This is a genomic window from Paraburkholderia nemoris, assembly GCF_905221015.1.
GTDB classification, from domain to species: domain Bacteria; phylum Pseudomonadota; class Gammaproteobacteria; order Burkholderiales; family Burkholderiaceae; genus Paraburkholderia; species Paraburkholderia nemoris.
In genome coordinates this window covers 22,720-43,659 of record NZ_CAJNBO010000045.1, presented here as the reverse complement: position 1 = coordinate 43,659, position 20,940 = coordinate 22,720, and the positions used below count along the sequence as shown (strand labels likewise).

Sequence of the window (20,940 nt, the reverse complement as noted above, 5' to 3'; positions counted from 1 at the left end):
CGGCGTCGTGAGACGCTCGACGTAGGACGACCGGATAGTTGTTTTCTGGAAGCGGACCGACCCGGAGTCGGAAGGTTCGGAGCGGGAGCAGGATCACAGGTCGCGGCTTGCGCAGACGCTGCAGGGCTACGACTCGGGCATGTCGCGTTTCCGCGACCTGTGCATGGCCACGCGGCGCAGTGATGTCCGTTCGGGCAATATGGCCGGACCATCGACAATGCTCGCTGGAGGCGCGGGTGCCGGGACGCCCGATGTAGCCGGAGACGGGATGCCGCCTGCGGTACGCTGACCACGTTCCCCCTATAGGTTCGCCGGCTCCTGCCGATATAGGCGGCATGGAAAATGAAAAAGATCAGCGTTTCGGCCCCGGCCATCCCCGATACGCGGAGTCCCAGGCCCTGGGCCTGAGCGTGGCAGCGATCCGGAAGGCAAAGGGGTTGTCCAATCCCGACGAGTTCATAACCGGTACGCCGGAGTTTGCCGCAGCAGAGGAAGCATTCCTGCGGGACGTGCTGCGCGCGTTGGGAGGCGATCCCGACGCACCTGAGCCGGACATCGAGGAACTTCTGCGGTAACCCTCGTGATGGTTGCTCCCATGACCACAGGCATCGCGGTTGACGGCTACGGCTTGCCGCAAACAGCCGCGACCGCGCGCTATCGGGTCAGTGACCTGTCGAACGCGGACTCGGGTACGGCAACCGTGCCGCTATGGCCTTCTATGTCGCGCACAGTGTTCGAATCGCCTTCGATGTAGATGAGCGTACAGCCAGTGATGATCACGATGAGGCACGCGGCCAGCCCGGCCAGCAGGGTCCGGCAGCAGACTGTTCCAGGGAACACAGATTTCATTTGTCCCAGCCGATCGCGTTGATTTCATCGATCGTCGCCGCCTCGGCGACGCATTGCGCGAGCCGCGCATTTTTCATCAGCGCGGCAATCCTGAACGCATTGGCCGCATCGCCCACCGCGATCGTTTGCGCCGGGCTGTGCATCACATACGACCATGCGCCAGCGGCATCCGCGCACATCAGCGGTGTCGCCCAGTCAACCGTATCAGCATTGATCGCGGCGTCAAGCACCGCAACGTGCAGATTCATCTGGTCTCGATCAGTGTAAGGATAGAGACGCGGCGCACCGAGCGTGTCCGAGTGGAAGCCGGAGAGAATGAGCGCCTCGCACGCCGCAGAGAGTTCCGCAAGCTTGCTGGCGCGCACGTTGTCGATCTCGGGATCGTGATCAGTGAACTGCCCGTCCGTATACCACCAGCCAGGCCGCACGTCTGGTGGCGCATCTACCCAGACCAGTGCCGGATGAAACTCCGGAAAGGGAGCTGCGCTGAGCACTTCCGCCACGCGGCCGTTGTCGATTCTTGCTCTCATTACCATCACGCATACTCCCGGGCAATGATCAGGCCGTCCGTGCCCCGACCCACACCGAATCCGCCACTGCTAGTGGCATTGCCACCTGCCCCACCCGCGCCGCGTCCCGTGGCATCTGTTTTGGGAGTTGAGCCTCCCAGATAGGCCCAGCCCATGCCGCCAAATCCGAACATGGAGCTTCCGCCACTGGTGGCAGTTTGCGGGCTGGTAACGATCACTGGTGCCGAACCCTGGCCATCGATGATCAGGTCGCCACCGACCGCCGTTCCTCCGGGCGTGCCGAGAATGAGCTGGTTATTCGAATACCCGTATCCACCGCCTCCGCCGGTCGCAGACGCGAGCGTGCCCAGTGACGTGGTGCCACCCGGATTGCTGTAGCCCGTTGCCGATGGCGGCAGACCACCTGCGCCGATCGTGATGCCCAGGCTGTCGGGCAACGCGCTGGCAGGCCGGCGCAGGCGCGCATAGCCTCCTGCTCCTCCGCCTGTCGCCGTGCCGCTGCCGTTGCTGGGGCCACCCAGTCCGCCGGCGCCCCCGCCGCCCTGCAGCTCGAAATCCACCAGCGCGGGATTGCTGGTCGCCTTCAGCCAGGGCGGGTTGGCGATGGAATGGGTACCGGTGCCCACTGAACTGACCGCGATCGGCGCCCCATTCCTCGTGGCCGATACCCGGAACTGGCTGTTAACCTGAGAAGGGCTGACAACGTAATACGTTGTGCCTGCAACCAGTTCCGGCGGGAGCGCCCCTGTCGTCGTGAACGCGACGGGCGAGCCTGCCAGCGGCAGACCCACGGTGCAGCTGATGCTTTGCGGGACGGTAGCGAAGCTCACCGTCTGCGCTACGACCGAATAGACCGTCACGGCGATCAGCGTGCCATCAATCCCGGTGAGCTGGCTTCCGTCAACCCTGGGTAGTCGGCCATTGGCATCAAGCTGCACCAGGTCCCAGGGCTGCACACCGACGCCCAGTTGCGACTGCACCGTGATGTTCGTATCACCATAGGAGACGGTCGCGACCGACCCCTGGGGGATCATGACCGAGCCGATCGCGCGGTTCGTGAACGTCACGTCGTCGAGCATGTCCGGCGCGGTGGCCCGAAGCACCAGTTGCGGCGCGGCCATGTTGATGATCCTGAACTGCCGGCCCGCACCAACGTTCGCGTTCCAGGGTAGCGGCAGCGCGTTGACGGCCGGATCGATGACCTTGAAGACTTTCCCGTTGCAGTCGTCGGGGATGACTGCGTTGGTCGCGGTGATGGGGACGATTTCGCCCTGCACGCGCAGACCGCTGGCGTCCGCCGCGAGGCTGTTGTCGCCCGGGTTGACGTTGGGCCGGTTCAGGATCTGCGCGACGCCCGAGTTCGCGTCCCAGTCCGCGTTGACCTGAGGGGCGGGCACGGCCGGCGTGTCCGACAGGTCGACGTAGCTGCCGCTGGTCGCGACTTTCGCCAGCTCCGGTTTGTTGAGAATCAGGCCCGGCCCGGCGCTCGCATTCCAGTCGGCATTGAGTGCCACCCAACCCTGCGAAGAACCGTCGGTCACATCGGGACTGGTTGTATTGTGCTCGGCGAGGTTGAACCAGAAACTCGCGAGATCGGCGCGCAGCAGCATCGCGCCAGCCGGATAGCCACCGACATTGGGATCGTTCGCGAACTGCGCGTTGTAGACGAACGAGCCCCCGGCCTGTTTCCACCAGGTGGTCTGCGAGATCAGATACAGGATGCCGTTCATGTCGCGGCCGAACGGCGGAATGCCGCCCGCGAGTGGATCGGTCATCGTCAGCGGCGGGAAGCCGTCATTGAACGAGGCCGCGCCCGGCGTGACGCTGATCTGCGAGGCCTGCGGGATCGCATTTTTTGCGCCGTTCAGCGCGAACGGCACCGGCATCGGCGGTGGCTGCTGGTTCGAGTCCATCACAAATCTCAGAGGCTGGCCGTGTCCGCCGGAAACGTTGCGGGTCGACCCGCGCGCAACGCATCCCTCGTCTGTCTGCAGGCCGAAACATATTGCGCAACGGCCTTCGCGAAGCGCAGGAAGGTCGCCGTATCCGGGAACACGTGAAGCTGGCCGTCGATGTCTGGCCACGGCGACACCGGACCGCCGCAGGTGAATTCGCCAAACAGCCCGATGAACTGCGCTTCGGCCATGATGGCTGACAGGTCGCGGTTGGACACGCCGTAGGTCCCCGTCACGGCGGGCGCTGAAGTGCACGTGATCGCGAGTCCTGCCGAAATCACGGCGGCGAACTGCCCGTCTGGTGGCAGCCCGGACACTACATAGGGGCCGATGGGACCGTATTTTCCAGCGGTCAGTTCAGCGAAGATCTGCTGCCCGTGCGCCTCGGGGTCCGACGCCATTGCGAGGAACGGCACGGGCCGGGCGAACCGGGTGAAGCTCACCTGACACGCAATCGCCGAGCGGTCCGCGCCCGCGTAGACGGGGTGCGTCACGTCCGTGTAGTCCATCATTGGAATCCTGATTGCGCGATCCCCGTTGCGCAATCCTCGTTAAGCAATCCTGAGCCACAGATCCCAGTTGTTGTTCGACGTCTGGCCGCCGCAGTTCATCCAGGAGCCCGGCCGCGTGGCACCCCCGGTACCCGTGATACCGTTGTGGATGTCGCCGGGACTGCCCGTGCTGCCCTGCTCGACCAGTTCGTGATAGGCCAACCACGCCGACCGTCATCGGAGCCCACCACGCGCTCGAATAGAGCTGTCCTTCTATCTGGCCGTCCACATGGAGATTCAGCGCGGGCAACACCCAGTCGAACACGACTGCGTTGCCGGTGCCGACCGACGGGTTGTTGGTGGCTGGGGGCGGCCTGTTCGACAGGTCGTCGTAGCTGCCCGAGGTCGCGACTGCGGCGAGCGCCGGTCTGTTGAGAATCGCCGCGACCCCCGAGCCCGCGTTCCAGTCTGAATTCACCTGTGCGGCGGGAATGGCCGGCCTGCCGGTGAGGTCGCTGTAGCTGCCGCTGGTCGCGACCTCGGCGAGGTCCGGGCGGTTCAGGATCACGCCCGGACCCGAGACCGCATTCCAGTCGGCGTTCACCGGTACCCAGTTGCGGGCCGCATTGGGATCATTCGCATCGGTGGCATCGGGGTCGGTGGTGTTGTTGTCGGCGAGGTTGAACCAGAAGCCCGCGAGGTCGGCGCGCAGCAGCACGGCCCCCTTCGGATAGCCGCCGACGGCCGGATCGTTCGCGAAGGTGGCGTCGTAACAGAACGAGCCGCCCGCCTGCACCCAGCGGATCGTCAGCGCGAGCAGGAACAGGATGCCTGTTGACATCGCGCCCCGACGGCGGCACGCCGCCCTGGGTGGGCGGCAGCATGATCGCGGGCGGAAAGCCGTCGTTGAGCGACGCCGCGCCGGGCACGAGGCCCACCTGGGAGTCTTCAGGAATAGCGTTACGCAGCCCGTTCTGTGCGAAGGCGAGCGGCGTGAGGGTCGGTGTCTGGTCAGCCTGCATGATGGGTTTGCAAAGTCAGTTTGCCTCTCAGTTCGCCTGAAGCGCCCCCGTGAAGAACACGCCCTGATCGAACGGCAGGTACACGTCCGCGCCCGCCTCCGAGAAGCCGAACAGCGTCCCCGGCTGCGCCTGCACGAGATTGGCGAGCACACCGGTCGGACGCGGCAGGATGCCCGACTGCGTGAGGATCGCCACCTCGAGGATCGACAGCGCAAATTCGAAGGTGTACTGCATCGTCATGGCGCCGGTATCGAGCGCATAGCAGCGCCCGCGCCCGGCGAACAGGTACGCAAGTAGCGCATTGAGCGAGCGGGCCGTGCAGTCCGTGATGTTCGCCATCCCCTTCGTCATGATGAGCGTGCGGTACGTGTCGTTGTCGAGCTGCACGTTGCGCACCACCGGCGGCGCGCCGTCGTTGAACACCCCGTAACTGAACGGCTGTACGCCACTTGCCGCGTCCGTTTCACTGAACTCCTCGGCAAAGCCGAACTGCGCCGGCGGAATCGCCGCCATCACGCAACGTTTCACGTTGACGATCCTGCCCCACACGTCGAGCCCATAGCCGAGCGCGGTCGTCACATTCCAGATCGCGTCGTAAAACGACTCGAGCCCGGCATGCGGCCCGATATCCTGGTTCAGACAGTCGAGCATCGCCGTGATCGTCGGCGAATTCGCGGACTGCGCGAGCAGCGTGTCGGTCCAGTTCTTCATGACCGCATGTCCTGACTGAGCTGCAGCACGGAAACGTTGGACGGATCGAGCGTCGGATACTGGTCGATGCCAAACGCGAGCGCGATCGAGTAGATGTTCACATTCGGGTGCGTTGCGGCCACGCCCGCGTAGTAGCGCCCCGGATAGGTAGTCGAGCCGATGCGCGCCTTCACGCCGCCGTCCTCGCCGTTAAACGCCGCGAGAATCGCCCGCTGGATCAGCGAGGTGATGCTGGCCGGCGACTGGTCATTGGCCTGGATCGTCACGGTGAAGCAGCACTGCACTGGCGCGGGCGTGACCCATGTCACCGTGTACTGCGGCTGCGGGGCGTTGTAGCTGGTGTCATCGACGATCCACGACGTGTCGCCGTTGTAGTCGCAGCCGGGCGCCTTTTTGCTCCAGATCGCCTGCGCGATGGGCGAAGCATCGCCGCCGATGGCCGACAAGAACACCGAATGCGGCAGCAGCGGATAGTCCGTCGCACCGTAGTTCACGGTTGCACCGGTCGGGTTGTCGATCACGAACGCGTCGAGCACGTTGGCCACCGACAGCACCGCCGCATAGACGGCCTGCACGCTGTTGACGGCATTGATGGCAACCGACAGCCTGCGCCTTGCCTCGAACTGCGCGCGCGTCTCAACGTTCTGCCCGGGCGTGCCGGCCGTCGCATTCGGCACGCGGTCCCAGCCCTGCACGGCGGTGTAGATCGTCGCGAGCGCGCCGATCGGACAGGCGACGGGTCCCTTCGTCTGGCACTGGAACGGCACCTCCACCTGGCCCGAGGCGGGAATGACCGCTGCGGTGGTCGATGCATACAGGTAGCCGTTCACGTCCTGCGCGACCGAACCGGCGGGAATCACCGCGCCGACGAGCCCGGTGCAGGTCGCGGTGACGACGGTCCCTGACGCCGCGATGCGGTTCAGGAAGTAGATGCGGCCGATCGCGTCCTGCCAGCGACCGGAGGCGACATCGGGATCGACCTGGTTCGCGACTTCGAGAATGTCGCCGTTCGCATCGCCGATGATCGCGGTGAGCGACTGCGCGATCTGCCCCTGCGGCGTGGTTAGCCCCGGATTGACGCCGCCGCCGAACGCCGCGTTGATATCGGCCTGCACGCCAGCGAGGATCGCGGATTCGGCGGGCAGCACCGCTCCCTGATCCGTGAACCGGATCGGCGGAACGTTGGTCTGCATGGCGAGGCCTGCAGCATCAGGAATTGCAGGATTTCAGAACGTGACGGTTTGCGTGTTGCCGCGGGTATCCGTGACGTCGATCTCCCCGCTGAAGGTCCGGTCGTTCAGCGCGAGACTGACCACGGTGGCCGACACGACGTTGGGCACCGTGAGCGCGGCCTGCACTATTTCCGACTGGATGAACGAGGCCGGTGGCAACTGGCCCAGTATGTTCTGCCAGTACGGCAGGCCCAGCGTGGTGTCGTAAAAACACTCGCCGCGAAACGTGCGGACCGCACTCGCGACGTCCTGGGCGATCTGGTAGGGATCCGAAGCGCACGCGATGTCGTCGTTTGCATCGAGCACAAGGTCCCACGCCGTGCGGTCGAGCAGCAGCGTTTTCACACCACACTCCATCATTCATGAAGCATAAATCTGACAGCTGACGCGAGTAAGAACCGTCTTGAAACTAGCGTTGAGTCGGTAAGTATTGCTACACTCCGCTACCTATGATCAGGAGGCGGCATGGCCCGACGAGGATTCGTCAGCAGCATCAACCGGCTTTCGCGGGAAATGGAACGTTCGGCGCGAGCGCATCAGCGGCACATTGAAAGTCAGCAACGCGCACAGATGCGCGCCGTCCGCGAGGCTGAAAGAGCTCAACGTGCATACGAACGCGATCAGCTAGCGGATGAAAAGGAACGGAAACGCCTGTACGCTGAATCTCGCCTTGCTGAAGTGGAGAGTCAAAACGAGCAACTCGAACAGGTTCTGCAGTCGCTGGATCGCATACTGATTGATGGCCTGCACAGGAGCGCAGTCATTGATCTCACGAAGTTGCGCGTCGAGCCAGAGTCGCCGCAACTCGATCTTGGCTCACTCGCACACCCCGCAGCCTCCCCGCAGTGGTCCGAACCACAAAAACCCAGCGCGATAGCTGGAATACTCCCCTGGGTTCGTCGTTCATACGAACAACGCCTCTCGGCGGCAAAAAATGCGTTCGCTATCGCCGAACAACAATTCAGGGATGCCGAGGCGCAGCGACAGTTCGCGATCCAGAAGCAACGTGACAAACACAAGCTTGCCGTGGACGCGGCGAAAAAGAAGGCCGAGGAGCACAACGAGACCATCCGCCAGTTTGAACAGGCCTTGAGCGAACGTGAACCGGAGGCGGTCGCATCTTATTTCGCGCTGGTCATTGGAAGTAGCCCATACCCTGACGGTTTTCCGCAGGCCGCCGTTGCCCAATACCAGCCCGAATCAAAGCAATTGATCGTTGCGTACGATCTGCCCGGCTATGAAAATCTCATTCCCGTGCAAAAAAATTTCAAATATGTCAAATCGTCGGACACCGTAACTGAGAGCCTGCGGCCAGAAAGTCAGCGCCGCGCGACCTATGCTTCGGTGGTCGCGCAGACTGTTCTTCGCTCGCTTCACGAAATCTATTCCGCCGACATAGCTGAACATGTTGATACTGTAGTTTTCAACGGCTTCGTTGATGCCATAGACCGTGGTACGGGTAAGAAAGTGCGTCCATGTATTGTTACGGTACGTACGAGTCGCGACACCTTCCACGATGTCGATCTCGAACATGTAGAGCCAGCAGCATGTCTGAAAACGTTAAATGCTTCTGTCTCGAAGAGCGCCGCAGAGCTGGCACCGGTTCGCCCAATTCTCGAGTTGAACATGTCCGATCCCCGCTTCATTATCGAGGATGACGTGCTGTCCAAGTTAGACCAGCGTTCAAACCTCATGGATCTTTCACCTGGCGAGTTCGAGTCGCTCATCACAAACCTGTTTCAAGCCATGGGCCTCGAGACGCGCTTAACACAGGCCTCGCGCGATGGGGGGTCGATTGCGTGGCGTTCGATCCGAGACCGATTTTCGGTGGTAAGGTCATCATCCAAGCCAAGCGTTACAAGAACACGGTCGGAGTGAGTGCGGTCCGCGATCTGTTCGGTACCATGCAGAACGAGGGCGCGTCCAAGGGTATTCTTGTGACTACCAGTGGATACGGTAAAGCAGCATTCGAATTCGCCAACGGCAAACCCATCGAACTGCTCGGCGGAAGCAACCTGCTCTACTTGCTGGAGGAACACGCAAGCATTGAAGCAAAGATCGTGATGCCTGATGACTGGACGGATATTGGGCCAGACGCATAAGCAACAGCTTTGAGGTCACAACGGCGCACTTGTCATGCCGCCCTCCGAATCGCGGTGCGTATGACCATGCACGCTGGTGCCTGCTGCGATTACGTCCTGCTGCACGGTGAGCGGCCCGGCCATTTTCGCTTCGCCACCGTTCGGCCCTTCGCCCTGGGTGATCGCACCGTCGAGTTCAATCGCCGGCGCGGCGTTCACGACCTGCGTACCGGCAGTCAGGCCAATCTCGCTGTCCGCCTGCAGTACGATGGATGGCGCCGCCAGCCGGATGCGCGACGGCGACACGATGTCGATGCCCGCAGGTGAGAACGCGACGTACTGCTGCGGCACCCCGGAGAGCACGGTCATCACGTAGACCGAATCCGACATGTCGTGCTTGCGCAGGCTGCCCGGCGCGGCGGGCGCGAGGTTCGCGCGCACCGACGAGCTGTCGCGGTCACACACGGCGACAAGCCCGATATCGCCCGGCTGCGGATCGAGAATCACCGCGTTCACGCCACCGGTGAGACGCAGGTACGGAATGCCGTGGATCACGCCATGCGCGATCACGTCGCCCGCGCCGTCGAGCTGGCCCACCAGCGGCTGCACGTCAAGCGTGCCCGCAGCATGGGCAACCCCGTCGACCGTGCCGTTCTGGTTCACCGCGATCACCTGGCCGAGATACGCGGTGCGCACGCGCGCGAGCAGCTGTTCGACGATGCTGCGGTGCCGGTCATATTCGCTGGCGAGTGACCACGGCCGGATGCTCGCAACAGCCGAAGCCGCCGGACCAGCAGGGCTAGTTGGGGTTGACACCGAGATACCCCGGCGGGCACAGGTTAAGGACGCTGAACCACGCGCCGTCGGGCGTGAGCGTCGAGAGTTCATGATCGGCGCGCATGACCTGCCACTCGCCGGATGCCATCGGCACCATCGACTGGACGGTCGCCTTCGTGCCGAACAGGAGCGCCGGATGCCATTCACACTTCACCTCGATACCGGTCGCCGTGAAGGTCGGATAACCCGACCTGCCGGTCTGTGGTGACAGCGTGATGGCCGGGAAGTCGGGAGCGCCGCCGTTGGGCCAGATGTGCATGACCTGCTGGTCGAGCAGCACGATCGTCTGCGAGGCTGCCGCGACGCGCTCGATCTGGTCCATGACCGTGCCGCTCAGATACTGGCCGGCGATCTTCGCGGTAACACCGTGGCTGCGGAACGCGAACCCGGCCTGCTGCGCGAGACCGCCAATGATGCTCGCCACGTCCTGCGTGCCGGGAAAGCTGTTGGCCGGCGCCGCCTGGATGCGATGCAGGAAACCGCTGGTGGCGCTCACGACGAACGACACCTCGGGCGTGCCGCTGAAATCCGGCACCGCCGAGTAGATCGTGCCCGTGAAGACCGCGTTGAGCAGGCCACCGACATTCCCGGCCATCACGCTCACCTGGTCGCCGTTGACCGCGAGGCCGGTGAGCCCGCGTGTGGCGAGCGCGCCCATATCGGCGAGCTTCATGCCGAAGATGCGCAGGCTTAGCGTCGGCATCGCCATGCCGCCGCCGTTGTTCGAAATCGTGACATGAACCCGGTGCCTGGCGAGGTCGAGACGCTGGCTGCCACCGGGAAAGGCGGTTCTGGCAAGATCGAACCTCACGTCAATCTGCCGCTGGGCGAAGCTCAGGATGCCACCTCGCCGATGTAGACCATTTGCCAGCGGCTGCCCAGACCCGTGTATCGCGGGTCGAGCAGGCCTTGCGTGTCAACAAACGCAAGCTCACCGCTAAAGCCCAGGTATGGCCGGCGCACGAGATACGAACGGTCACGACACAGCACGCCTGTCATGATGGGTGCGCCTGCCACATAGAGATCGATAAACAGGCCGGTGCGCTTCTGGTAGACATTGATCCCGCAATTCTGCTGGGCGAGCACGACGCTCAACTGCTGCGAAGGCACGGCAGCCAGGGGAATCAGTTCCATGAAACACGACGGTAAGGCCAGCCGGGGGGGCTACTGGATACCCACATGGTTCGCGCCGGAATCAAGTATCTTTCCGGCGCTTGCCATGTTGGATTCCTGCTGCAGGATGAGCGCCTTCGTTTCCGGCGTCATGGTGGGGGAGTCGAGCAGCGCCTGGGTCGACGGCGAGACGGTCGCCGGGAGCTGCGACGTATCGCTGTTCGTGTTGATCGGTCCCTGACTCTGCGGGTCATTCCCGGACGCTGTCGCGGTGTTCGAATACGCCGCCTGCGCGCTCACGCGGATCTCGCTAAAATGAATCTCGGCCACAATCAGCGACAAACCCGACGAACTCTTGCGCTGGTAGTCGAGCCGGTCGATGTTGAAACTGCGATAGGTCGCATCAGGCGTGACCACATTCACAAGCGTGAGCGATTCCCACAAAAACTCAAGTTCGAGCAGGAACAGCTCGCGGCTCATGTTACGGCCCCCGCACGACAGGCGCAGCGTGAGTTCCTGCGGCGTGGCGACCTTGTTGTACGCCGCGAACGAGCCGGCCTCGACCGGGTACGACGCAATGCGCTGCTCGCCCCGAAAACCCAGATCAACCACCGAATCAGGTGTCACCAGCGCATGACCCTGATCGTCGGCGATGATCCACTGCGGCACATCGGCAGACAGCAGGCCAAAGTAGTCGAGCGCCTGGATCGCCTGCGTGACGCCGGTGAGCACACCAACCGCCAGCGGCAAGCGGTTCAGGTCAGGCACGCCCGCTACCGGCGGCACATCGGGGAATGGAATTAACGGCATGGGATCACCGGCATACTCTGCACACAGCCCGGTTCACTGTTGCTATAGTCGATCCGGAAATCGGCACATCAACAGGACGAGCACACAATGAAAAAATTCCTCATGTCCGCTGTCACGGGCCTTTTCGTGATGGCCGCTTCCGCGCAGCCCCTGCCGCCCGGCGCTGCGGGGGCTACGCCGGTTCAGGCTGCCCGGCAGGCGAGCATGTCCAATCCGGCATCCGTCAACTGCGTCAGGCAGGGTGGCACGCTGCACATGATTCACGCTTCCAGTGGCGCGGTGGGCATGTGCAGTTTTCCGAACGGCAGGCGCTGCGAGCAGTGGGCGCTGCTGCGCGACGAATGCTCGCCGGACCAGAAGTAGCGCGTCGGGTTTCTACGTCATGCCATACGATGCGTTCGCAATCAGTGCATGCTGCGCCAGGTCGCTGCGCAGGTCGTGACCCACCTTCGCGCCATCCTTTGGGTCGCTCGCCATCACGGTGATCTGCCCGATGTGCGTCTCGGTTTTGTTGTTGCTGTTCACCGTCGCGCCACCCGCATAAGCCGCGCGATTGCCTGCCGCCAGCATGGGCGCCATCGTTGGCATGCCTGCGCTGCCCGCACCTGATGCGCCGAGCGAACCGTACAGCGCGCTCGCCGCCGTGGAGCGTTTGGCGATTTCCTTTTCGACATTCAGCGGCCGTTCGTATTTAGCCGAGACGATCGCGCCGGCTTCACCGGCCGATGCGGCCTGCCTCAGTGCGCGGCCAGCCGCCTGTTCGCGGCCCCGCGTCAGTTCGTAATGGACGAACTGCAGCTGTTCATCGAGCGTGGAGCTGCGGATGTCGTGACCGAAAACGCGTTTGAATTCCGCCTGACGGTCCGCGTGCCACTGGCCGATACCGTACGCCGCGCCGCTGTCTCCCACGATGTTGGGTCGCAGGCCGCTCTCGATGTTCAGGTTCGCGGCGAGGCCTGCCGCCTGCTCCTTCGACCAGCCCATTTTCATGAAGGTGGCGACCGCGGCACGGGACCGCCCGGACGCAGGCGCATTCGATGCAGCGGATGACATGTCGGCGGCCTGGGCCGGGGAGGAGACGGCATTCGCGAGCTGCTTCGCCGCATCAACGAGCGCGTGGGCCGCATCCTGCTGGGCCTTCGACGCATCGGCCAGCGGCTTCTCGCCGCCTGTGACGTGGTTCCACACCGCCTTTACGAAATCGGCCAGTGGCAGATCGGCCGAGGCCTTGAGCCACTCGCCACGCTTCACATCGGCGCGCCCCTTCGCGACATCCGTGTCCGGCAGCCCGGCCGCCTTCGCGCCTTGCAGTCCGAGCCACGCGAGCACGCCTGCCGTCCCCAGCGTCCCCAGCAGACCGCCGCCCGCGGCAGCCGCAGCCCCTTCGGCGGCACCGCCCGCAGCACCGGCTGCACCACCCAGCCCGAGCATCCGGCCGACCGCGCCAAGGATCGTGCGCAGGCCACCGAGCGCACCGGTCAGCTTCAGGACACCGCCGATCGTCGAGACCGCCATCAGCGTGCCGAAAAGGCCGGCTGTCAGGTCCGGATGCGCCTCCATGAGTTTCCCAAGTTCCCGCAGCACGCTGTTGAGCACTTTCATCGCGGGCGTCAGATCCACAAACAATGTGTTCCTGATGTCCTCCCACGTGTTGCCGAGTTCCGCCCATGCCTTGCGCGTATCCTCCGCCTGCTGCGCGCTCGCTTCGGTGACCTTCGAATTGCGGTACTGCGTGTCGTACAGGTTCTGTACCGCGCCGCGTCCCTGGCGCAATAAATTCAGCGTCCCTTCATCGAGACCCAGCCGCTGCGACCAGAGTAGCTGGTCCTGGCGGTTCGGCATCTTCCTGAACGCGGTCGACAAATCGAGCAGGATGTCCTTCATCGGCCGCATGCGGCCCGACGCATCGGTGGCCTTCACGCCGAGCTGCTGGAGGGAAGCCACAACCATGTTCGAGGCATCACCCGCCTTGAACGCCTCGATGCCGCTGAGGATCGACTGCACGGACTTGTCGAACCCTTCGGCAGTTCCACCGAGCGCGGTCTGCGCGGTCTTGTGCCACGCGTCGAGTTCGCGCGCCGACAGGCTGAAATCCTTCGAGGTGGACGCGAGGCGCGACTGGCCGCTCACCACCGAGCTGAAGAAATCCCGGATCGCCGCCGCGCCGAACGCCGCAGCGGTGACGCTGAGGATTTCGTTGCGTACCTTCTCGTACTGGCGTTCGAGCTTCTTCGCTTCGGCTTCGGCGGCTTTCGCGGCGCGTGCCTGTTCGGCAGCAGCCTTTCTGGCGGCCTTCGCCTGTTCGTCCGCCGCCTTCTTCGCGGCCTTTTCCTGCTGCGCCGCGGCCTCGTTCGCGGCTTTCTCCACCGCGTGCGCCGCCTTGTCCGCGCTGGTCGCCTGATCCTCCGCGAGTTCCCTGCCGGTTGCGGCGACTTCGGCCGCACCCTTCCGGTACGCGAACGTGTCCAGTCCGAGCCGGACGATCAGCGTATCAATGACGGTCGGCATCGCTTCACCCGCGCACCGTGTGGGCAGCGTGCGCCTCGTTGAAGCAGTTCACCGCGTGAATCTCGATGAGGTCCCACAGGTCCTCGATGCCGTAGACCGTCTGCAGGTCGTGCAGGCTAGCGAAACCGCTGGTGATCGCGAAGGCGATGGAATACGGCACATTCACGTAATCCATGCGTGGCATGTCCGGGCCGTCAGGAATGCCGAAGTCGAGTGCCTGACGGCCCATCAGAAACCCGTGTGCAGGCGGAACACCTCACGGCGCAGCAGCACGCGGGTGGCGACTTCCTCGATATCGTCGGCAACGAGCGCGCGCACGATCCTCGGGTCGGCCGGGTTTGGCTGGATGGAAACACAGCCCATCATCTCGTCGAGCAGCGGTGCGGCATCGTTAAAATCGATGCGCATGAGCGCCTCCAGCCCGACACGGGCGATCGCCGTCATGCCTTCGCGCTCGATGCCGGGCGGCAGGTCAATGCCCGCGCGCCCGATCGCGAGCAGCGCGCGCAGCGCCCATTTCTCGGCCTGGTCGGCCGGCATCTCGGTGAGCTGGAAGACCTTGCCGTGGTCGCGCCCCTCTGCGCTGACCGTGTACGTGATCTGCTTTCGCATGCTGCTGCCTCCCGTCGCTTTCTCATGATGTCGTTTCGCCGATCACCCGCTCGAACGCGATCACGAAGGACACGTATTCGAGGACCTTCTTCGCGTTGACGATCGGGTTGCCCGACTTGAGGATTCCGTTGAGCAGCGTGTACTTGCGGCTGATCGACGGAACCGAGATCGAGCCGTTCGCGTAGAACACCTCGCGCGCGGTGCGCTGGAACCTCATCCAGTTCTCGAAGACAGGCAGCGACGGCGAGTCGGGCATGATCGCCACCTTGAGATTGGTCGGGTTGAAGATGAAGCCGCCGCTCATGTGGCCGTCCACGCCCATCACGATCTCGGCCATTTCAACGGCTTCGGCGCTGAACGCGTCGTCGGCGGCATAGCCCTGGATTGTCTGCGGCACCGGATACAGGTTCGTCACCGCGAGGCTGAAGGCCGAATTGGCGGAAGTGATGGTGGCCATGATGGAATCCCCCGCGAGATCTCCGCAAATTCAGACGATCGCGATGCTGGCAAGCGTGAGCTGCTGGACGCTGCCGCCGTCGGTGTAATACAGCGTCATGGGTGGGCTCGCGCGCGCGGCGCGGATGTCGGCCGTCGCCGGCTGGATATCGAGGTAGTAACCCTTCGCCCCGATCGCGGGCGACGCATCGAAGCCGAGCGCGTTCTGGATTTCGGCGACCTGCGCATCCGACAGCGCGATGCCGGTGCGGATCGCGCCGAAGTTCACCGCGCGGCTGATCGGGTCCATGCAGGCGGCCTCGATCATCGCGTCGCCCTGCGCGTTGTAGGGTAGCGACCCCACCGCCATCAGCAGCTGGATCATCGCGAGCTGCAGGTTCGCGTTCAGCCAGATCTGGTCCAGATAGGAATCGAGCCACGCCCATTCGCCCGACACCGCGCCCGGGTAGGCGAAGTTGAACTGCGCGGTGGCGTTCGCGTACGCGCCGAACCAGTTGTAGCCGTTCGCCTTCAGCGCGATCGCGTCCGAGGCGTTCGTGACAGAGGGCACGAGGCCCGCCTGGGTCCGGAACGCGAGCGTGGTGCGGCCGTTCAGGCGGCTGAAGTCGAGCGAGGCGGCAAAGCCGAGCACGAACGCGGCATGCGTGCAGTCGCCGTAGAGCGGCACCGAGCCATCCAGATCCTGCGACTTCAGCGTGTAGCCCCAGCACGCAGCCGAGCCCGCCACCCGCGCCTGCGGGTCCGAGTCGTAGCCCGCATAACCGAAGCGGTACCCGGTGCTGCTCGCCCACTGCGAGAACGCGGTCTTGCCGGCGAGGTCCGGCTCCCACGTCGTCGTGAAGAGCGCCCAGTTCTGCGTGACGTTCGCGATCAGGTTGTCCATGAAGGCCCCAGGCGTGGCGGGGTCCGCCCCGGGCGAGACGGTCGCGCCCGAGGCCGCGTCCATGGCGAGCGCCGTGGCGGCAGCGCCCGTCGCCGCCGAGATGGTCGATGCCGCGCCAGTGAGCGCATTCGTCACGGCGAATGCCTGGTGCTGCGCGTCGAACGTGACATCGAGCGCGAGATCCGTACTGAGGATCTGTGCCGCATCCGAGAAGCTCGTCGCGGCCGACAGGTCGAGGTCGGCCTCATGGGGCACACCATCAACGACGATGCTGAAAGCGCCGCTGACGGCCTGCAGTTCCTCCAGCGTCATCGCGGCGAGTGACGCGCCGCGCACCCAGGCCGGCACGGCCACTTCGTTGTACTGTGCGAAGTAGAGCGCACCAGGCGTCTTCGTGCAGTTCTGGTAGCCGGCGAAACAGATCGCGGCCATCTGCGCCTCGATCGACTGCGGCCCGAAATACGCAGACACGTCGTTCGGGTCGGCGAACAGCAGCGCTTCACCAGTGGGGGCGTACGGGGACGCGGTGAGGATCAGACCGTTCAGGTCAACGGCGTCGCCCGCAGCGGCGAGTACGCCCGGATTGACCTTCACGATCTGATCGATCGGAATGGTGTTGGGCATGATGGAAGTTCCGGACGGACTGATTGAGGCTTTACGGGAGGCGCTCAGGCACCAGAAATCAGGCACACGCTGTCACGGGATACCGGCGGTGCCGATGTCGAGCGATTGCGCGAGGTCCTGCGGTACCGTGACCAGCGGATTGACCTGCATCACGAGATCGACGCTCCAGCGCGTCTCGACCTGCTGCGCTTCGTTGAGAAACGGCGCCTGCCGCGGCTCGCTCGCATACAGCGGCGCGATGTCCAGATCCGCGGCGGCAAATGCATCACATGCGTACGGATCGCGCCACAGTGTCGTGATGACCTGCATGTGGTCAGCGCCGGCCGGACCATGTACATCGATCTGGATGGTGAGTTTCGTCGGCTGGCGCACGTCCTTCAGCGAAGGCGCATCCGGGTAGCGGTCGAAATACGTGGTCACGTTCGTTTCGAGACGCTCGCGCAGGATCGGTGTCATCACGACGAAGTCGGCGTCGGGCGGTTCGGGCAGGCGGTTCTCCTGTCCCTGAATGACCTCCGTGCAGGGAGGCAGCACCGACAGCAGGAACGCGCGCAGTGCGGTGAGCGACGTGCTTTCGGTGAGGCTGAGGCCGGGAGTATTCATGACGGCAATTCGTCACTACGACTGGCGCGTGATCGCGACCTTGCACCAGCTGTCGGTGAGCCACCAGTTTTCGAGCACGAGGGCGATCAGCCAGAGCGAAGCGTCGGGCAGCGTCACGAGATCGCCGCCTTTCACCTCGGGGCGCAGCACGCCCTGCCAGTTGCCGTTCAGATACAGCGCGCGCCGCTCGCCCTGCAGGTTCAGGCCGTCAAGCTGCACCAGGTCGCGGAACTGTAGCGACTGCATCTGTGCCAGTACCGGCACCGCAGGCGCATACAGGGGCGTGCGTTTGCCGTCGGCAGCGGTGGTGTAGCCGGCGGATGCCTGGATCATGACCGTCACCCACGGGTTGACCGCCGCGACGCACGGGCTGACGATGCCATGCAGGTTGATGATGTACTCCGGAGTTCAGCGCTTTACCGCTTCACCCTGTGCTCAACACTCCTGAGCAGGTTGCTGCTGTCGATGAGCGGATCATCAGAACCCTTCCTCGCGATGGTCGAAGGCGCATTCGCGGGCGTCCTGAGATCGCGGATCGACTGCTGCAGTTCGCCGCGCATCGACTCGCCCATCTGGTCGAACGCGCGCGCTGTGTCGTAGCCATTCGCCACCAGCAGGCGACCAAGGTCATCGCCCCAGTGCGGGCTTTCTTTCGCGATCATCGAGCGGAAGAACGGCCGCGGCGGAATGGTCACCGTGTATTCCGGCACCGTGTGGGTGGTCGCGAAATCCGACTGGCCCGCCTTCACGAACCGGCCGCCTTTGCGGAACTCGCCGGTCGCCTCGTTCAGGCTGCGGTGGATCGTGGTCTCGCGCGCGGGAATCGTCACCGTGCCGCCGAACTCATTGAGCGCGGCGATCATGGGGATCGACGTACCGTCCGGTTCGGTCGCGTCTTCCATGAAGCCGACTTCGAGCATGCCGGGGGCATCGAGGTTTGCGGCCATCTCGCGCAGATATGCGTCGAGCCGCTCGCCGCCAGAGAGGATGTTCCTGGCCACGACACATTCACCCGAGGTACATCACCACGGCTTTCTCAATGGTGCGTACGGGTCCATGTCGCGCGCGGGGCTCGGCACATAGCGCATCGCGCGGTACGCTGCGGTGGCGGCCCAGAATGCCGCGCCATACTTCGTCTGCGCGAACCACTGCGCGGAACCGGCGGGCACGTCGTACTGGGTCTGTACCGACACGCTGCCCTCGGTCGCGTTGCTGATGCGGCCGACCAGCGGCGAGGACGGCTGACCAGTCAGCGGCGCATTGAGCGCGGCGATGTGGGCCGTCAGCATGCCGAGGAACTGCTCACGGATCGTGAGCACGTGCACCGGACTCAGTGGCGTGTTGTCGCAGTACAGTTGCGCCTCGTTGAAGTACGCCTGCGCGAGTGGTTCGGGCACCGAGGCCATGAGTTCGGGGTAACGGATCGCCCACACCGGGTAGTCGAACGTGACGACACCATCCATTGCGTCAGTCCTTTGTCAGCGGGGTGAGATCCTTGCCCGGCTTATTCGGGTCGAGCGGTTCGAGGCCACTTTTCAGTCCGGCCCGCTCGGTGGCCTGCGCCTCGGCTGACCGCTTCTGCGCATGCGCGAAGACCAGCCCGTTCCTGACTGCGGACAGTGCCTGGTGGTCAGCGAGCCACTTCTCGAAGAAATCCTTCGGCACGTGTTCCGTGATGCCGAAGCCCGCGACCGCATGCGCCGAGTTCGAGCCGTTGAGCGTGACGCGCTGGCGCAGTTCGCCATGCTTCACGATATCGAGGTGCAGACCCTGCGGAATCCGGCAGGCGACTGTGACCGTCGTGGTGGATGTGGCTGCCATGTTTTCTGTCTCCGGATGAACGGGACCCTGCGTGGCGCTCACGGGTGTGTCTGTGGCGCGGGCGGCTGTGCCCGTGGTACGCACATGGATGCCTTTGTGCACGCGTGTTCCTTCATACCCCGAGCATCGAGGCGATCGCGAACGGCTGGAAGATCACCGAACCCCACGAGCCCTGCGACTTCTTCTGCTTGAAGCTGCTGGTTTCACGCACAATGCCGTGCGCGCGCAGCTTCTCGGTGAACGCGCAGTAACCGGTCTTCTGGCCCTCGACCGCATCGGCGATCAGCTGCACGAGGTTGCCGCCCGCGGCGTTCTGGTACTGCACCGCCGTGTCGACCCGCATCGCCGGGAAATTCTTCTTCAGCATGTCGGTGACGTTCACGTTGTAGGTGTTGGTGGTCGTGAGCGCGACGCTCGACGACGGCGCCATCGCCAGCGTCATCTTCGTGTCCATCTCGATGAGGCCGCCGGACTGCAGCACCAGCTCGTTGAAGAGCGTCTGGATGTCGGTATAGATCTCGTTGGCGGTGGCGGTGACCGCGCCGTTGGTGATCCATGGCCCCGAGGCACCGGCGTTGAACGCCTTCACGCCAGGAGCCAGCGACGGCGACAGGCGCGGATCATTGAGCAGGCCATAGTTCTGCAGGCCCGCGACGCCGAAGAAATAGGTGTTGTTCTGGAATTTGTCGAGCACGATCGCCGAAGCGATGTTCACGCGCGCCACGTAGTCGATCTTCGCGAGCGCGCTCATCTCGAGTTGCCGCTCGCCCCACTGCGTCATTGTCTGGTAGTGGTACGACTGCCGTTGCGGGAAGTCGGCGTTCGCGCTCACCGACCCGTTCTCGTTGTAGTCGCCGTAACTTGACACCTCGCCGGTGCTTTCGATCACCGGGAAGGTCGCGGTCAGCGTGGTCCAGTCGCCTTTCTTCGCCTCGCCGAGGATCTGCGCGGCCTTGCTGGGCGTCACCAGGATCTGCACGAAATCCGGGTCGATATAGTTCGCGAGCCACGCGGGAATGCCGGCGTTGCTGGTGGTCACCAGCGGCGGCTGCGCATCCATCGCGAGCAGGTTCGTCGTGTAGTCGAGCACTTCGGGCATGACGATGCCGAAGGTGCGTTCGAGCTGGTCGAAATCGGAATTACGCATCGCTTGCTCCACGCCGCGCGTTATCTGTCGCGAGAATGCAGAAGGCCCGCGCCAGCGCATCGGTCACAGCGCGGGTCACGGGCCTTCATGGAAAACAGGGAATGGTGTGTCGTGCTATCCGAGAGGCCAGGACGAGATCTTCATCAACTCGCCGGGCGCGGCGGCCGACATCACGAACCACTTCGTCTCGATCGCTCCGGCGACCGCGGCGCCCGCAGCGGCCGCCGAGGCCGCGCCACTCGCCAGATCGGCGAACACCTTCTGGTTGACGGCAGTCGGTGCGGCACCGGCATTGCGTGCCCAGAAGTCGCCCGCGCTGTGCAGCGTCACAGGCAGGCCTGGCGGGATCGTCATCGTCGCCTCGGCGAGCCACACCGTGATCAGCGCCTGCTGCTCGCGATGCACAAAGCCCGAAGGCTCACCGGCGCCGCTGCTGGCCACGAGGCTGTAGAAATCCACCTCGCCGGAATTAACGTCTTCCTCGCCGGTCGAGGTCGCCCACGCGAAGCGCCCGACGAGCACACCGTCGGGGCCGGCGACCAGCGAGCCGGGGCCGGCCAGTACCGTGGCGCGCGGATTGGCCGACGCGAAATCGCCCTCGACGGCGGGCGACGGCTGGATATAGACCTGTTGCTGGAAGCCCATGGCATCACCC

28 protein-coding genes are annotated in these 20,940 nt (G+C 64.2%); 5 read left to right on the top strand and 23 right to left on the bottom strand.

All coding sequences use genetic code 11. From position 1 onward, the window contains the following. Positions 1–335 precede the first annotated feature (335 nt). Positions 336–575, top strand: a complete 240-nt coding sequence (locus KHO33_RS38520; protein ID WP_200567868.1) for a hypothetical protein — start codon at positions 336–338, stop codon at positions 573–575. Between the two features lie 20 nt (positions 576–595). Next, on the top strand, positions 596–754 hold the full coding sequence (locus KHO33_RS38515) for a hypothetical protein (protein WP_200567869.1): 159 nt from the start codon (positions 596–598) through the stop codon (positions 752–754). A gap of 91 nt (positions 755–845) precedes the next feature. Here the strand turns inward: KHO33_RS38515 and KHO33_RS38510 are convergent, their stop codons facing one another. The 7 genes from KHO33_RS38510 to KHO33_RS38480 all read right to left on the bottom strand — a co-directional run bounded on the left by KHO33_RS38510 (position 846) and on the right by KHO33_RS38480 (position 7,135). After that, positions 846–1,379, bottom strand: coding sequence for a DUF4376 domain-containing protein (locus KHO33_RS38510; protein WP_200567870.1), 534 nt, complete (start codon positions 1,377–1,379; stop codon positions 846–848). Between the two features lie 5 nt (positions 1,380–1,384). Continuing rightward, positions 1,385–3,292, bottom strand: coding sequence for a hypothetical protein (locus KHO33_RS38505; RefSeq protein WP_200567871.1), 1,908 nt, complete (start codon positions 3,290–3,292; stop codon positions 1,385–1,387). Between the two features lie 8 nt (positions 3,293–3,300). Further along, positions 3,301–3,735 carry a hypothetical protein gene (locus tag KHO33_RS38500; RefSeq protein ID WP_200567872.1) on the bottom strand — a complete coding sequence of 145 codons (435 nt, stop codon included), beginning with the start codon at positions 3,733–3,735 and terminating at the stop codon, positions 3,301–3,303. Then, positions 3,692–4,666: a hypothetical protein gene (locus tag KHO33_RS38495; protein ID WP_200567873.1), complete on the bottom strand. Its 975-nt coding sequence runs from the start codon at positions 4,664–4,666 to the stop codon at positions 3,692–3,694. The genes KHO33_RS38500 and KHO33_RS38495 overlap by 44 nt, the downstream gene beginning before the upstream one ends. Before the next feature lie 208 nt (positions 4,667–4,874). After that, positions 4,875–5,558 carry a DUF2612 domain-containing protein gene (locus KHO33_RS38490; protein WP_200567874.1) on the bottom strand — a complete coding sequence of 228 codons (684 nt, stop codon included), beginning with the start codon at positions 5,556–5,558 and terminating at the stop codon, positions 4,875–4,877. After that, positions 5,555–6,751, bottom strand: coding sequence for a baseplate J/gp47 family protein (locus KHO33_RS38485; protein ID WP_200567875.1), 1,197 nt, complete (start codon positions 6,749–6,751; stop codon positions 5,555–5,557). The genes KHO33_RS38490 and KHO33_RS38485 overlap by 4 nt, the downstream gene beginning before the upstream one ends. 33 nt (positions 6,752–6,784) lie before the next feature. Then, positions 6,785–7,135: a hypothetical protein gene (locus tag KHO33_RS38480; RefSeq protein WP_200567876.1), complete on the bottom strand. Its 351-nt coding sequence runs from the start codon at positions 7,133–7,135 to the stop codon at positions 6,785–6,787. Positions 7,136–7,255: 120 nt separating this feature from the next. Between KHO33_RS38480 and KHO33_RS38475 the strand changes: the two genes are divergently transcribed. Next, a complete protein-coding gene (locus tag KHO33_RS38475) occupies positions 7,256–8,668 on the top strand; it encodes a restriction endonuclease (protein ID WP_200567877.1) in 1,413 nt (470 codons plus the stop codon). Next, positions 8,590–8,892: a restriction endonuclease gene (locus KHO33_RS38470; protein ID WP_200567878.1), complete on the top strand. Its 303-nt coding sequence runs from the start codon at positions 8,590–8,592 to the stop codon at positions 8,890–8,892. Before KHO33_RS38475 ends, KHO33_RS38470 begins: the two co-directional genes overlap by 79 nt. Positions 8,893–8,907: 15 nt before the next feature. On the opposite strand, the gene KHO33_RS38465 is transcribed toward KHO33_RS38470, so the two are convergent. From KHO33_RS38465 to KHO33_RS38450, 4 genes are read right to left on the bottom strand one after another with little or no spacing between them, the layout of a single operon-like run. Then, positions 8,908–9,687, bottom strand: coding sequence for an oxidoreductase (locus KHO33_RS38465; protein ID WP_234480867.1), 780 nt, complete (start codon positions 9,685–9,687; stop codon positions 8,908–8,910). Next, a complete protein-coding gene (locus KHO33_RS38460; protein WP_211629283.1) occupies positions 9,671–10,519 on the bottom strand; it encodes a baseplate hub protein in 849 nt (282 codons plus the stop codon). Before KHO33_RS38460 ends, KHO33_RS38465 begins: the two co-directional genes overlap by 17 nt. 23 nt (positions 10,520–10,542) lie before the next feature. Further along, a complete protein-coding gene (locus KHO33_RS38455; RefSeq protein WP_200567880.1) occupies positions 10,543–10,842 on the bottom strand; it encodes a phage baseplate plug family protein in 300 nt (99 codons plus the stop codon). A 30-nt stretch (positions 10,843–10,872) separates the two neighbouring features. Continuing rightward, positions 10,873–11,631, bottom strand: coding sequence for a phage baseplate protein (locus KHO33_RS38450; protein WP_200567881.1), 759 nt, complete (start codon positions 11,629–11,631; stop codon positions 10,873–10,875). A gap of 87 nt (positions 11,632–11,718) precedes the next feature. Here KHO33_RS38450 and KHO33_RS38445 point away from each other — a divergent pair, with 87 nt between their 5' ends. Continuing rightward, positions 11,719–11,994 carry a putative hemolysin gene (locus KHO33_RS38445; RefSeq protein WP_200567882.1) on the top strand — a complete coding sequence of 92 codons (276 nt, stop codon included), beginning with the start codon at positions 11,719–11,721 and terminating at the stop codon, positions 11,992–11,994. Positions 11,995–12,006: 12 nt separating this feature from the next. Here KHO33_RS38445 and KHO33_RS38440 read toward each other — a convergent pair whose 3' ends face one another. The 12 genes from KHO33_RS38440 to KHO33_RS38385 form a co-directional block, all read right to left on the bottom strand. Then, positions 12,007–14,139 (bottom strand): phage tail tip lysozyme, encoded by a 2,133-nt coding sequence (locus KHO33_RS38440; protein WP_200567883.1) that lies wholly within the window; start codon positions 14,137–14,139, stop codon positions 12,007–12,009. A gap of 4 nt (positions 14,140–14,143) precedes the next feature. Beyond that, a complete protein-coding gene (locus KHO33_RS38435) occupies positions 14,144–14,368 on the bottom strand; it encodes a hypothetical protein (RefSeq protein WP_200567884.1) in 225 nt (74 codons plus the stop codon). Beyond that, positions 14,368–14,751, bottom strand: a complete 384-nt coding sequence (locus KHO33_RS38430; protein ID WP_200567885.1) for a hypothetical protein — start codon at positions 14,749–14,751, stop codon at positions 14,368–14,370. The genes KHO33_RS38435 and KHO33_RS38430 overlap by 1 nt, the downstream gene beginning before the upstream one ends. A 22-nt stretch (positions 14,752–14,773) precedes the next feature. Next, a complete protein-coding gene (locus KHO33_RS38425) occupies positions 14,774–15,208 on the bottom strand; it encodes a phage tail fiber protein (protein WP_200567886.1) in 435 nt (144 codons plus the stop codon). Positions 15,209–15,238: 30 nt separating this feature from the next. Continuing rightward, entirely contained in the window at positions 15,239–16,714 is a 1,476-nt protein-coding gene (locus KHO33_RS38420) for a DUF3383 domain-containing protein (RefSeq protein ID WP_200567887.1), read from the bottom strand. A gap of 72 nt (positions 16,715–16,786) precedes the next feature. Further along, positions 16,787–17,317, bottom strand: coding sequence for a phage neck terminator protein (locus KHO33_RS38415; RefSeq protein ID WP_200567888.1), 531 nt, complete (start codon positions 17,315–17,317; stop codon positions 16,787–16,789). Positions 17,318–17,332: 15 nt separating this feature from the next. Beyond that, entirely contained in the window at positions 17,333–17,650 is a 318-nt protein-coding gene (locus tag KHO33_RS38410) for a hypothetical protein (protein ID WP_200567889.1), read from the bottom strand. 83 nt (positions 17,651–17,733) lie between these two features. Further along, complete coding sequence (locus tag KHO33_RS38405; RefSeq protein WP_200567890.1) at positions 17,734–18,318, bottom strand: hypothetical protein; 585 nt, start codon at positions 18,316–18,318, stop codon at positions 17,734–17,736. Positions 18,319–18,339: 21 nt separating this feature from the next. After that, positions 18,340–18,780 carry a DUF4054 domain-containing protein gene (locus KHO33_RS38400; RefSeq protein ID WP_200567891.1) on the bottom strand — a complete coding sequence of 147 codons (441 nt, stop codon included), beginning with the start codon at positions 18,778–18,780 and terminating at the stop codon, positions 18,340–18,342. A 4-nt stretch (positions 18,781–18,784) separates the two neighbouring features. Then, positions 18,785–19,138, bottom strand: coding sequence for a hypothetical protein (locus KHO33_RS38395; protein WP_200567892.1), 354 nt, complete (start codon positions 19,136–19,138; stop codon positions 18,785–18,787). Between the two features lie 112 nt (positions 19,139–19,250). Continuing rightward, a complete protein-coding gene (locus KHO33_RS38390; protein ID WP_200567893.1) occupies positions 19,251–20,285 on the bottom strand; it encodes a type 2 periplasmic-binding domain-containing protein in 1,035 nt (344 codons plus the stop codon). 114 nt (positions 20,286–20,399) lie between these two features. Further along, entirely contained in the window at positions 20,400–20,930 is a 531-nt protein-coding gene (locus tag KHO33_RS38385; RefSeq protein WP_200567894.1) for a structural cement protein Gp24, read from the bottom strand. Positions 20,931–20,940: the final 10 nt, after the last annotated feature.